The 12,528-nt window shown below is 72.2% G+C and carries 10 protein-coding genes; 1 reads left to right on the top strand and 9 read right to left on the bottom strand.

The features are described from left to right. The 4 genes from ACFTZL_RS30080 to ACFTZL_RS30065 all read right to left on the bottom strand — a co-directional run. On the bottom strand, positions 1 to 2,393 hold a 2,393-nt coding region (locus ACFTZL_RS30080), incomplete at its 3' end, for an immunoglobulin I-set domain protein (protein ID WP_382588844.1). 97 nt (positions 2,394 to 2,490) lie between these two features. Further along, positions 2,491 to 3,030 carry a hypothetical protein gene (locus tag ACFTZL_RS30075; protein WP_382588842.1) on the bottom strand — a complete coding sequence of 180 codons (540 nt, stop codon included), beginning with the start codon at positions 3,028 to 3,030 and terminating at the stop codon, positions 2,491 to 2,493. 85 nt (positions 3,031 to 3,115) lie between these two features. Continuing rightward, positions 3,116 to 4,093, bottom strand: a complete 978-nt coding sequence (locus ACFTZL_RS30070) for an HtaA domain-containing protein (RefSeq protein ID WP_382588840.1) — start codon at positions 4,091 to 4,093, stop codon at positions 3,116 to 3,118. A 67-nt stretch (positions 4,094 to 4,160) separates the two neighbouring features. Next, on the bottom strand, positions 4,161 to 4,868 hold the full coding sequence (locus tag ACFTZL_RS30065; RefSeq protein ID WP_382588838.1) for a hypothetical protein: 708 nt from the start codon (positions 4,866 to 4,868) through the stop codon (positions 4,161 to 4,163). A 148-nt stretch (positions 4,869 to 5,016) separates the two neighbouring features. Here ACFTZL_RS30065 and ACFTZL_RS30060 point away from each other — a divergent pair, with 148 nt between their 5' ends. Further along, positions 5,017 to 6,075, top strand: a complete 1,059-nt coding sequence (locus tag ACFTZL_RS30060) for a hemin ABC transporter substrate-binding protein (protein ID WP_382588836.1) — start codon at positions 5,017 to 5,019, stop codon at positions 6,073 to 6,075. 15 nt (positions 6,076 to 6,090) lie between these two features. Here ACFTZL_RS30060 and ACFTZL_RS30055 read toward each other — a convergent pair whose 3' ends face one another. From ACFTZL_RS30055 to ACFTZL_RS30035, 5 genes are all read right to left on the bottom strand, one after another. Beyond that, positions 6,091 to 7,083, bottom strand: a complete 993-nt coding sequence (locus ACFTZL_RS30055) for an adenosine deaminase (protein ID WP_376387956.1) — start codon at positions 7,081 to 7,083, stop codon at positions 6,091 to 6,093. A gap of 20 nt (positions 7,084 to 7,103) precedes the next feature. Then, positions 7,104 to 8,009, bottom strand: coding sequence for a ribonuclease Z (locus ACFTZL_RS30050; protein WP_382588834.1), 906 nt, complete (start codon positions 8,007 to 8,009; stop codon positions 7,104 to 7,106). 6 nt (positions 8,010 to 8,015) lie between these two features. Beyond that, positions 8,016 to 8,369, bottom strand: coding sequence for a histidine triad nucleotide-binding protein (locus ACFTZL_RS30045; protein ID WP_382588832.1), 354 nt, complete (start codon positions 8,367 to 8,369; stop codon positions 8,016 to 8,018). A 98-nt stretch (positions 8,370 to 8,467) separates the two neighbouring features. Further along, complete coding sequence (locus ACFTZL_RS30040; RefSeq protein WP_382588830.1) at positions 8,468 to 11,671, bottom strand: S41 family peptidase; 3,204 nt, start codon at positions 11,669 to 11,671, stop codon at positions 8,468 to 8,470. Positions 11,672 to 11,716: 45 nt separating this feature from the next. After that, positions 11,717 to 12,271, bottom strand: a complete 555-nt coding sequence (locus tag ACFTZL_RS30035) for a hypothetical protein (RefSeq protein WP_382588828.1) — start codon at positions 12,269 to 12,271, stop codon at positions 11,717 to 11,719. Positions 12,272 to 12,528: the final 257 nt, after the last annotated feature.

The raw sequence follows: 12,528 nt of genomic DNA, 5'->3' as shown, positions 1-12,528 counted from the left end.
CTGCTACCGCCGGTGCCGCCCGTCGTACCGGTGCCGCCGTCCGTGCCACCGCCGCCGGTCCCACCACCCGTGCCGCCACCGTTTCCGCCGTCGGTGTCCACCGGGTCCTGGCCGACGAACGCCACCGGGACCTTGACGTCCTGGGAGCGGTCGCCGGAGAGGGTGTGGTCGGCGCGGGTGGCCAGGACGCAGGAGGCCTTGAAGCAGTCGGTGTACTCGTCCCTGGCATCCACCGTCAGCTCGACCTCGAAGGTGCCGCCCTTGCCGTACGGGATCGCCAACCCCTCGCCGTAGTCCGGCGGGTCGGAGGAGATCCACGCCGAGGAGTGCGAGGTGCCGGACATGTCGACGCCGCCGATGCACGGGGTGGGCAGTTCGCCTTCGCCGTTGTCGACACACAGGGCGACATAGACGCCCTTCTTCACGTCGTAACCGGAGCCGGTGATCTTGAGGGTCTGATCCTCGGTGGAGAGATGGTTGACCGGGGAGACGGTGAGCTTCTGCCCCTCCGGACCGGTCCCGGTCTTCGTGCCGGACGGCTCGGTGTCCTCGCCGCCGTCGCCGCCCCCTGGACCGCCCCCGGCCTCCTTGACGGTCAGGGTGATCGGGGAGGTGCGGGTGGTGCCGGCGGTGTTCTCGAACTCGGCGCGGTACCGGTAGCCGTTCTGCCCCGCCTGCGCCGTGAAGGAGTAGGAGGTGCGTGTCGCGCCCTCGATCGCGGACCAGGTCTGGCCGCCGTCGGCGCTGACCTGCCAGCGCACGGCCGGTTCCGGAGTGCCCTCGGCCGCCGCCACGAAGGTGACCTTGTCGCCCGGCGCCACGGTCTGGTCGGTCGGGGACTGGGTGACCTTGGGCGAGACACGGCGGTCGAACCGGAGGACCGAACTCTCCGCCTGGTGGGTGAGGTAGACGGAGCCGGCACCCGGGGTGACGGCGACGCCGCCGAAACCGCCCGCCCGGCTGCCGGGCAGGGCGACGGGCACGGCCGCCTGCTCGAAGGCGGTGCTGTCGTACACCTCCAGGACGCCGTTGTTGTCCGCGCCGTCCTCCGCGCTGCCGTAGTCCTCACGGAGGACGAAGGCCTCACCCGTGGTCTTGTCGAAGGCGACCGCGGTGGGCCGGTCCTTGCCCTTGAGGGTCGTCAGAAGCCTTGCGTCCTTGTCGAAGACGAGTACCGAAGAGCCCGTGCCCACCCAGACGTTGCCGGTCTCGGGGTCCACCTCGACGAAGGCGAGGATCTCCGCGGGCAGGGCCGCCTCGGCGGTCACGGTGAGGGAACCGGCGTCGATACGGCGGAGCTTGCCGCCGGTGGTCTCGGCGGACCAGAGGGTCTTGCGGGCGGTGTCGGCCGCGAGGTCGCCGCCGCCGTCGAGGGTGACGGTCCGCCTGACGGCCCCGGTGGCGGTCTCCACCTCGGACAGGGCGGCGCCCTGGGAGATCAGGACCGTGTCCGCGCCGGTGCCCGGAGCGGCCCCGGTGACAGCACCGCCGGGCGGCCAGACGCCCTTCGCCGCCGTGTCACCGTCCCTGGCGGTGCCGATGCCGCGCACCGGGTACTGGAAGACGACCCCGTCACCGGCGAGCGGGGCGATGATCCGCTGCACCGCGCGGGGCTGCATCGTGCCGGTGGAGCCGGGGGCCTGGGCGACATGGCTGAGCAGCTTGCCGTCCTCGGAGTTCAGGACGTACAGGCCCGCCTCGTTGACGTCCGCCGTGTCGGGGATGTTGTCGGAGCCGACGTACAGCTTCCCGGAGTCGGGGTGCAGGAGAAGGGCGTTGGGGCGGCCGACGGTGGTGATCTCGGCGGAGCGCGTGTAACCGACGGTTCCGGCCGGGACGTCCACGCCGTCGCCGTCGCCGCCACCGGGCTCCTGGCCCTGGAAGGTGACCGGGATCCGGACGTCCTGCGAGCGGTCGCCGGCGGCCCGGTGATCGACGCGCGTGACGACCGAACAGCCGACCTGGGCGCAGTCGAGGCCGCCGTCCTTGGCCGTGGCCTCGATCTCGACGTCGAAGGTGCCGCCGTCGCCGAAGGTCTCGGTGAGCGGGCCCTCGTTGGCGTCGCCCTTGGGGACGATCCACTTCGAGGCCCCGCTGCCGCCGCTCTGGTCGGCGCCGCCGAGGCAGGGGGTGGGGATGCGGTTGTCGCCGTTGTCCTTGCACACGGCGACGTAGATGCCCTTGGCGGTGCCGTAGCCGGAGCCGGTGACGCGCAGGGTCTCCCCGTCCGGGTCGAGGTTCGCGGAGGCGGAGACGGTGAGTTTCTGGCCGTTCTTGCCGAGGCCCGTCCTCGGGGTGTCGGCGGCCTGCGCGGCGGTGCCGGCGCCCACGGCGACCGAGGCGGCCACCAGGGCGGCGACGCCGAGCAGCGCCGCCGGGCGTCTGTGATGCATGAGCGGTTCCTCACGTGGTCGGGTGGGCCCGTACGGATGGCGAGGGCCGGGCCTCGGAGTGCCCCGGGGCCCGGCCTGGCGGTGCGTCAGCCGGCCGTCATTGGAAGGTGACCGGGACGTGGACGTCGTACTTGCGGTCGTCGCTGTCGAAGTGGTCGGCGCGGGTGACGATGGCGCAGGTGACGTCGTCGCCGCAGACCTGGCCGTTGTCGAGGGTGGCCTTGACGAAGATGTCCACGTCGAAGGTGCCGCCGGTGCCGAACTTGGAGCTGTTGGCGAACATGCCGCCGAAGGTGTTGTTCACCCAGTGCGAGGCACCGGTGGAGCCGCTCTCGTCCTGGCCGCCCAGGCAGGGGGTCGGCTTGGCGGCCCCCGGAGCGCCCGAGACCACGCACAGGCCGACGTAGATGCCCTGGCCCGGGTTGAAGCCGGAGCCGGTGACGTTGATGACCTGACCGGCCGCGGAGGCCGTGTTCGGGGCGGTCACCGACAGGTTGTACGTGGTGCCGCCGTCGGTGATCGTGCGGGTCGAGGTGGCGGCGGAGGCCGAGCCGGCCAGGCCCAGGGTGAGGGCGGCGGATGCGGCGACGGCCACGCCGGCACGGGCGGCGGTACGGGCGGAGAAGGCGGATCTCATGGGGGTACGAGCCCTTTCTCGTCGGTCGACCTCGTTGGTCGACAGCGAGCAAAGATTAGGTAAGGCTTACCTAAGTAAGCAAGAGTCAGTTCGCGGTGCGGACCGTGAACTGCGCTACAGCGGCGCCCTGTTGCCCGGTCACGGCGGACAGCTCGACCGTGTGCTCGCCCTCGACGGCCGTGGCGTACACCGGGAAGTCCCGGTCGACACGGCCCTCGTCGTCGGCCACCGCCTGGTACCGGGTGTCACCGTCGATCGCGACGAGCACGACCGCGCCGGGCGCGAAGCCCTCTCCGATGACCCGCTGTTCCTCGCCGGCGGTGAGGAAGGAGTGCGCGACGGAGGCCATGGGCGCGCTCACTTGCTCCCGCTGAGATTCGGGCGTCGGCGCGTCCGGGACTGCCGGGTTCGCCGACGGCGACGGTGACGGTACGTCACCGGAAGTGCTACCCCCGACACCAGTACCGGCCGTCACGTCCAGCACCCCCAGCGCGTCCCCCGACGCGAACCGCTCCCCGCTCCAGTCCGACATCAGCCCCGCCCCCTCGTCCGTGAGGGACGCCCGCAGCCCGGTCCAGGTCATGCCGCCCGCGCGTACGGCGGGTTCGGCGCCGCCCGACGCGATCTCGGCCAGCGTCACCTCACGGGCGCGGCCGTCGCGTACGGCCCGGACGTGCAGCACACCGCCGTCCCCGCCGCCGGTCAACTCCAGCCGCAGGCCGCTCAGGACGAGCGGGTCACCCGGGTCGCCCGGGTCGGCGGACCGTTCGAGGCGGGCGGTGCCGCTCAACTCCACGTCCGCCGCACCGGTTTCGGGATCCGCGCCGCCGCCCGTCGCCGGGAACCAGGACCGATCGGCCGCCCCCTGTACGGCCGGTCGGTCCGGGGCCAGCGCGATGCCTCTGCCGGTGAGGCCGGGCACGGCCGTGTTCCAGCTCGCGTACCCTCCGGACACCGCGCGCGGAAGGGCCTCCCCGTCCTGCGCGGCCGCCGCGCCCGGCGACAGCACCGCGCACAGGGCGGTGCCGACGGCCAGGGCGACGGCGCCGGGTCTTTTCGCCATCTTCGTGTCCCCCTCCGGGACTTGCCGTGTCTGGACGGCAGTTGAGGTGTGGTCGGCTCGAACCCGATCAGCTCGCGTCCGCGCGCCCGGCCCGGCGCCTGCGCGCCCAGAACCAGGTACCGGTACCGGCGGCGACCAGCCCGGCGGCGGTGAGCCCGAGCGGCAGCGCGGCGGAGCCGGTACTGGCCAGCGGGCCCCCGGAGTCCTTGTCGCCGCCCCCGCCGGTCGCGCTCGCCCCGGCCGTAGCGCTCGGCGTCGCCGACGCACCGCCGTCCCCGGACGAACCGCCGCCGAAGGTCACCGGCACCCGGACCGTCTGACTCTGGTCGCCACCGCGCGTGTGGTCATTGCGCGTGATGACGGCGCAGGTCACGCCGGTCTTCGTGCAGTCGGTGTTGGCGTCCTTGGCACGCACCTTGAGCTTCACACTGAAGGTGCCGTCGTGCCCGCTGCCGCCGTATGGCTTCGCAAGCCCGTCCCCGTACGAGGGCGGGTCTGAGGAGATCCAGGCCGAAGCGCCGGACTCGCCGGACATGTCGACGCCGCCGACACAGGGCGTGGGGGTCCTGCCCGGCCCGTTGTCCACGCAGAAGGCGACGTAGACGCCCTTCTCCGTGTTGTAGCCGGAGCCGGTGACGGTCACCGTCTCGCCCGCCGATTTCAGGCCGGAGGACTTGGAGACGGTGAGTTTCTGCCCCTCGGGACCGGTCGCCGAACCACCGGCGGCAACGGCCGGAGCGGCGGCCGGGACGAGCAGGGCCGCGACGGCCGTCACGATCCCCCAAGCTCCCCGATATCGGGCAACTCCCTTGTGGCGCAGGCCAGTTGACGATGGCACGAAACACCCCCACCAAGGTTTATTAAGGTGAGCCTAACCTAAACTGACCGTCAATTGTGCGTCGCGAGAGAGGAAAAGTGGAGCCATGCTCAACTCAGCGAGATGCCGTCCCCCCGCCCGCAGGCGCACCCTCGCCGCACTCGCCCTCACCCTCGGAATGCTGACCGGCGCCTGCGGATCGGGAGGGGGCTCATCGTCCTCCGGCGGCTCGGACGCCGCACCGGCATCGGCGAACGCCCGTGCCACGGCGGCCGAGAAGCAGCTCGCGAAGAACACGATCGTGCCCCTGAAGGGCGAGGCCCCCACCCCGAAGCTGCCGGTGACCGTGGACTCCTCCGACGGCCGGAAGGTCACCGTCGAGGACGCCTCCCGCATCCTGCCGCTCAACGGCGGCGTGGCGGAGATCGTGTTCTCGCTGGGGCTGGGCGACCGCGTCGTCGGCCGCGACATCACCGCGACATTCGCGGAGGCCAGAGAACTCCCCCAGGTCACCAAGGCGCACGACGTGAGCGCGGAGAGCGTGCTGTCCCTGCGGCCCACCGTGGTGCTCGCCGACACCGACACCGGCCCCGACGAGGCGCTCGACCAGATCCGGGACGCCGGCATCCCGGTCGTCGTCCTCGACCCTGCGACGAAGCTGTCCGACGTCACCACGCGCACGACCCGTATCGCCGAGGCCCTGGGCGTCCCGGACGCCGGCAAGGCGCTCAACACACGGATGAGCGACGAACTCACCGCCGCCCGGGACGCCGTGCCCGAGGGCAGCAGGCCGAAGGTCGCGTTCCTCTACCTGCGCGGCAGCGCGGCCGTCTACTTGATCGGCGGCAAGGGCTCCGGCGCCGACTCCCTCATCGAGGCCGCGGGCGCGGTGGACGCGGGCACCGCCGCCGGGCTCGACAAGCCGTTCACCCCCATCACCACCGAGGCCCTCGCCCAGGCCCAGCCGGACGTCATCCTGATGATGTCGAAGGGCCTGGAGTCCGTCGGCGGCATCGACGGACTCGTCAAGATCCCCGGCATCGCCCAGACCCCCGCCGGCATGAACCGCCGCGTCGTCGACGTGGAGGACGGCGTGCTGCTCGGCTACGGCCCGCGCACGCCGCTGGTCATCGACATCCTGGTGGACCGCATCCACGGCAAGTGAACGAAGCGGGCGGACCTACGGAAAGGTGTAGGCCTCCACCTCGGCGAGATACCGCGCCCGCAGCTCCTCGTCGTCCTCCAGGAAGGACGCGAGGAAGGAGTTGCGGGCGAGCTCCCGCAGCCGCTCCTCGCTCAGGCCCAGGGTGGCGCGCACGGCGTCGAAGTTCTCACCGGCGTAGCCGCCGAAGTAAGCCGGGTCGTCCGAGTTCACCGTGCACATGAGCCCGGCGTCCAGCATGGCGGGCAGGGGGTGGTCGGCGAGGGTGTCGACGGTCCGCAGCCGGACGTTCGACAGCGGGCACAGCGTCAGCGGCACCCGGTCCCGCACCAGCCGCTCCACCAGCGCCGGGTCCTCCACACAGCGCAGCCCGTGGTCGACCCGCTCCACGCCGAGGATGTCCAGCGCCTCGGTGATGTACTCCGGCGGCCCCTCCTCACCGGCGTGGGCGACCCGCCGCAGCCCGAGCGCGGCGGCGGCCTCGTAGACCTCGCGGAACTTCACCGGCGGGTGCCCGACCTCGGCCGAGTCGAGGCCGACACCGGTGATCCGGTCCAGGTAGGGCTTGGCCGCGTCCAGGGTCGCCAGGGCCGACTCGGCGGACTCGTCGCGCAGGAAGCACAGGATCAGCCGGGTCGAGACACCGTGGTTCGCCTCGCTGCTGCCCAGCGCCCGCCACAGCCCCTCGACGACCGTGCCGATCTCCAGCCCCCGGCTGGTGTGGGCCTGCGGGTCGAAGAAGATCTCCGCGTGCCGCACCCCCTGGGCGGCGGCGCGGGCGAGGTAGGCGTTGGCCAGGTCCTCGAAGTCCCGCTCGGTGCGCAGGACGGCCATGAGCTCGTAGTACAGGTTCAGGAAGGACTGCAGGTCCTCGAACCGGTACGCCTCGCGCAGCTCGTCCGTGTCGGCGTACGGCAGCGTGACGCCGTTGCGCGCGGCGAGCTCGAAGGCGAGTTCCGGTTCCAGGGTGCCTTCGATGTGAAGGTGCAGTTCGGCTTTGGGGAGGGACATCAATTCATCGTACGGCTGATTCACCGACGCTTCGGAACAGGCACTCTCAGTAGATCGTGCGCCACGGTCAGCTCACCCTCGTACCCGGCGGCCCGCGCCTGCCGCTCGAACTCCTCCGGGTCGGTGTAACGCTGACTGAAGTGGGTCAGCACCAGATGCCGCACCCCACCGTCCCGGGCCACCCGCGCGGCCTGCCCCGCCGTCAGATGGCCGTGCTCCACGGCGAGTTGCTCGTCCTCGTCGAGGAAGGTCGACTCGATGACGAGCATGTCGCAGCCCTCGGCGAGCGCGTACACCCCGTCGCACAGCCGGGTGTCCATGACGAACGCGAACCGCTGCCCGCGCCGCACCTCGCTGACGGCGTCCAGGGGAACCCCGCCGAGCGAGCCCTCGCGCTGGATCCGGCCGACGTCCGGGCCCTTGATGCCGTGCGCGGCGAGCCGCTCGGGCAGCATGCGGCGGCCGTCGGGCTCGACGATCCGGTAGCCGTACGACTCGACCGAGTGCGACAGCTTGCGGGCCTCCAGCGTGTACGACGGCGTCTGCGCCAGCACGCCGTCCCCGGCGACCGGGCCCTCGGTGATGAAGACGGTCGCGCGATACGGCGTGGCGTACTGGAGCCGCTCGAAGAAGCGCTGCCCGGACTTCGGGTAGTGGGCCGTGATCTCGTGCGGGACCTGGTCGAGGTTGATCCGCTGGATGACCCCGGGCAGGCCCAGAGCGTGGTCGCCGTGGAAGTGCGTGACGCAGATCCGGTTCAGGTCGTGCGCGGCGACCCCGGCCCGCAGCATCTGGCGCTGCGTGCCCTCGCCCGGGTCGAACAGGATGCCCTCGCCGTCCCAGCGCAGCAGGTAGCCGTTGTGGTTGCGGTGCCGGGTCGGCACCTGGCTGGCGGTGCCGAGGACCACGAGTTCACGTACGGACAAGGCGGACTACCCCGGGGGCCATTCGAGGCCGCGGCCGCCGAGTACGTGGCCGTGCACGTGCCAGACGGTCTGGCCGGCGCCGCTGCCGGTGTTGAAGACGAGGCGGTGGCTGTCGAGCTTCTCCTCGTCGGCGACGGCCTGGGCCTCGCGGATCATGTCCGCGGTGAGGGCGGGGTCGGCGGCGGCGAGGGCGGCGGCGTTCTCGTAGTGCGCCTTGGGGATGATCAGGACGTGGGTGGGGGCCTGGGGGTTGATGTCGCGGAACGCGATGGTGGTGTCTGTCTGGCGGACGATGGTCGCCGGGATGGTGCCGGCGACGATCTTGCAGAACAGGCAGTCTTCCTGGGGCTCCCCTGCCATGTCTCCTCCGAGGGTTGGCCGAATGTGGGTCCGACTCGGGCATCGTATCGTCGTCGGGTGCGGGTGCTTTGTGGCTGGTCGCGCAGTTCCCCGCGCCCCTAAAGGGTTGGCACAGCCGGGGGCGTTTTTGCGGGACTGGCCTCCAGCGCTTCCAGTGCCAGTCGGATTGCCTCGTCCAGTTGGGTGTCCCTGTCCGCCACGTAATCCTGTGGGCGCTGTACGACCTCCACATCCGGGTCCACCCCATGATTCTCGACGCCCCACTCGTAGCCCTCCAGCCAGAAGGCGTACTTGGGTTGGGTGACGAGGGTGCCGTCGACGAGGCGGTAGCGGCTGTCGATGCCGATGACGCCGCCCCAGGTGCGGGTGCCGACCACCGGGCCCAGGCCCAGGGCCTTGATCGCGGCGTTGACGATGTCGCCGTCGGAGCCGGAGAACTCGTTGGCGACGGCCACGACGGGGCCGCGCGGGGCGTCCTCGGGGTAGCTGTAGGGGCGCATGCCGCGCGGGACCGCCCAGCCGACGATGCGCCGGGCGAGCTTCTCGATGACGAGCTGGGAGGTGTGGCCGCCGCGGTTCTCGCGGACGTCGACGACCAGGCCCTCGCGGGCGACCTCGACGCGCAGGTCGCGGTGGATCTGGGCCCAGCCGGGCGCCTGCATGTCCGGGACGTGCAGGTATCCGAGGCGGCCGCCGGACTTCTCGTGGACGTAGGCGCGCCGGTCGGCGACCCAGGCGTGATAGCGCAGCGGCTCCTCGTCCGCGACCGGGACCACGACGGCGTGCCGCGGGTCGCCGCCGCCGGACGGGGAGATGGTCAGCTCCACCGGCTTGCCCGCCGTGCCGATCAGCAGCGGACCGGGCCCGGCGACCGGGTCGACCGGCTGTCCGGCGACCGCGAGGACGGCGTCCCCGGGGCGTACCGCGACGCCGGGCGCGGCCAGCGGGCTGCGGGCGTCCGGGTCGGAGGTCTCCGAGGGCAGGATGCGGTCGACGCGCCAACTGCCGTCCTCGTGGCGGGAGATGTCCGCGCCGAGCAGGCCCTGGCGGGCGCCGCGGCCGTAGCCGCCGCGCGGGGTGACGTAGGCGTGCGAGGTGCCGAGTTCGCCCTGCACCTCCCACAGCAGGTCGACCAGGTCGTCGTGGGTGGCGCACCGCTCGACGACCGGGCGGTAGCGGTCGAGGACGCCGGACCAGTCGACGCCGCTCATGTCCGGCCGCCAGAAGTGGTCCCGCATGATGCGGCCGTTCTCGTCGAACATCTGCCGCCACTCGGCGGCCGGGTCGATGAACTGGCGTACGCGGCCGAGGTCGACGGTGATGTTGGAGTCGCTGTCGTCGTCGTTCGAGGCACGCCGGTCGCTGGGGACGACCTTCAGCCGCCCGTCGGTCCACAGCAGCACCCGCTTGCCGTCGCCGCTGACCTCGAAGTGGTCGGCGTCGACGGCGAGATGCTCGACGCGCTGCTGGGCGAGGTCGTACCGCTCCAGCTCGGACTTGGGCTCGGGGTCGTCCGGGGTGGCCCGGGACGCGCCGAGCACTCCGGAGACCGGGTGGCGCAGCCACAGGACGCCGTCTTTCGCGGCCCTCAGGTTGGAGTAGCGGGCGGCCTCGACCGGGAAGGGCACGATGCGGTCGGCGAGGCCTTCGATGTCGATGCGGGTGGTGGGGGTGCCCTCGCTGTCGGGGGTCTCCTCCCGGTCGGGCATCTCGAAGGACCGGCCGTGCCGCTGCGGCCCGAACGGGGACGGCGTGGTGGCCGCGAGGGTGATGAGGTGCGGCCGGGCGCCCTCCACGAAGGCGAGGTCGAAGACGTGCTCGTCGTAGACCGGGTCGAAGGAGCGGGTCGAGAGGAACGCGAGGTGCTTGCCGTCCACCGTGAACGCGGGCGCGTAGTCCTGGAAGCGCAGCGGGGTCGCCTCGGTGACCGACAGGTCGGTGGTGTTGGCGAGCTTCAACTGGGACAAGGGGCGCGGGCCGGGGTGGGACCAGGCCAGCCAGGCGGAGTCGGGCGAGAAGACGAGCCCCGACACATCACCGTCCTCGCTCCGGTCCACCTCCCGCACCTCTCCCGTCTCCCGCTCGACGAGCAGCAGCCGCCCGTCGTGCGAGGCGACGGCCGCGCGGCTGCCGTCGGGCGCCATGGCGAGGTCCAGCACCCGGCCGAGCTGCCCGGCGGCGAGCCGGCGCGGCGTCGCTCCCGGGGCGAGCCCGGTGGCGGGCGCGAACTCCAGGGCATCGTCGCCCTCGGCGTCCGTCACCCACACCACCCACTCCTCGCCGTCGGCGCGGAAGGCACGCGGCTGCCGGGCCCGTACGCCGGGCGTCGCGGCGAGGGCGCGGGCGGGGCCGGCGCGGTGGGTGACCCAGTGGACGGAGCCGCGTACGGAGACGGCACTGCCGCGCGCTGTGTGGTCCGGGAACGCCGCCCCGAACGACCGTGAGGCGTTCAGCGGAAACGGCTGAAGATCGACGCGCTGCCCGCCCAGCCGCACGTCCAGCCGACGCGGCTCGGCCCCCTCCAGATCGTCGAGCACCCACAGCTCACCGGCGCTGGAGTAGACGACCCGGGTGCCGTCGCCGGCGGCGTGCCGGGCGTAGAACCCGTCGAGCGGCGTGTGCCGCCGCAGATCGGCCCCGTCGGCGAGGGAGGAGTAAAGCGCCCCGGTGCCCTCGTGATCGGACAGGAAGGCAATGCGCTCACCGGCCCACAGCGGATACTCGATGTTCCCCTCGAGCTCCTGATGCAGCCGTACGAACTCCCCGTCCCCCTCCCGGTCGATCCACAACTTGCCCGCGGTGCCACCGCGGTACCGCTTCCACCAGGCGGCCTCGCGCCCCATCGGCGCGGACAGCAGGACCACACTCGGCCCATGGGCGATGTCACCGACGGGCCCGTACGGCAGGACGGTGGCCGGACCGCCGTCGAGCGGAACGGCACGCGCCCAGGTGCGGCGCAGGCTCGCCTGCCCCTGGGTGCTGATGGCCAGGACCTCGCCGTCGGGGGTCCACCCGCGCACCTGGGTCTTCGAACTGCCCCAGTACGTCGACCGCTTGGCGGGTCCGCCGTCGGCCGGGGCGATGTGCACCTCGGGAGCGCCGTCGCGGGTGGAGGTCCACGCGACGGTGGTGCCGTCGGGCGAGATGCGGGGATGGGTCACCGGCACGTTGTCGGCGCTGACCCGCCAGGCCCGGCCGCCGTCGAGAGGGGCGAGCCACACGTCGTCCTCGGCGGTGAAGGCGACCAGGTCGCCGTGCACGTGGGGGAACCGGAGGTAAGCAGGCGATGCGGACTGAGTCACCCGATCACCCTATGCAGGGACGGCGCCACGCGGACAGACTTCGGATCACTTGCCCTCGACAGGGCGGCAGTCCGGATAGCGCTCGCACCAGATGGTCTGTGTGACGGTCACGGTGACGGTGGGCCCGGGCCGCCCGTTCGTGGGCCCGCCCCCCACGGGCGACGGAGTGGCATCACAGTTGCCGAGCCCGTCGACCTCGAACCACACCTTACCGTCGACCTTGGCAGTGATCTTCCCGCGCACACAGGCACCGTCCACGGCATGAGTGATCTTGCCGTCGACGGTGATGTCCTTCCCGTCCTCGGTCTCCCCCTCACAGTCGACGGTCGCGACGGTCTTCTCACGCGCCGAGGGCGACGCGTTCCCGCCCTTGCCGGAGTCCCCGTACGACGCGGTACACGTCAGCCAACGCACGCCCGCCTTCTGCCGGTTGAGCTCCTTGGTGACGGCTTCGTCAGTGGTATAGGCGACAGCCGCCGAGCTGATCCCACCCCCGGGTTCACAGGCGACAGCACCACCCACGCCGACCACCGCGAACACCGCCACGGCCGCGACCCGACGGCCTCGCGGCCCCCGCCCAATCCTCCACAATGCCCCCATGAAGGGCAGCCTGCCACCGAAGACGACCGGACGGTAGAGCGCAACTGGCCACCAGGGCGCCGCTGCTGAGGCCGGGTGGGCCCGCAGCCCGGCGTAGCGGGGTGCCGCTGCGCCCACCCGTGCCGCCCCCAGCGGCACGCATGCCCGCAGCTAAGCCGGGACGCACCCGCACCCGCGCACGGCGAGAAGGGGCCGTGTCGGGGGGTGTCCGCCCGCAGCGGTTGGCGCGTCAACGAACAGTCAATTGGTATCCGACC

This window comes from Streptomyces sp. NPDC056948 (assembly GCF_042674225.1).
Lineage (GTDB): Bacteria > Actinomycetota > Actinomycetes > Streptomycetales > Streptomycetaceae > Streptomyces > Streptomyces purpurascens.
Note: the sequence above shows the minus strand (reverse complement) of the source record. Positions and strands in the feature narration are given on the sequence as shown.

Bases quoted from the DNA above. Each gene is read 5' to 3' on its own strand.
- ACFTZL_RS30075 (WP_382588842.1), bottom strand. From the start codon at position 3,030: ATGAGATCCGCCTTCTCCGCCCGTACCGCCGCCCGTGCCGGCGTGGCC.
- ACFTZL_RS30070 (WP_382588840.1), bottom strand. From the start codon at position 4,093: ATGGCGAAAAGACCCGGCGCCGTCGCCCTGGCCGTCGGCACCGCCCTG.
- ACFTZL_RS30060 (WP_382588836.1), top strand. From the start codon at position 5,017: ATGCTCAACTCAGCGAGATGCCGTCCCCCCGCCCGCAGGCGCACCCTC.
- ACFTZL_RS30055 (WP_376387956.1), bottom strand. From the start codon at position 7,083: ATGTCCCTCCCCAAAGCCGAACTGCACCTTCACATCGAAGGCACCCTG.
- ACFTZL_RS30045 (WP_382588832.1), bottom strand. From the start codon at position 8,369: ATGGCAGGGGAGCCCCAGGAAGACTGCCTGTTCTGCAAGATCGTCGCC.
- ACFTZL_RS30035 (WP_382588828.1), bottom strand. From the start codon at position 12,271: ATGGGGGCATTGTGGAGGATTGGGCGGGGGCCGCGAGGCCGTCGGGTC.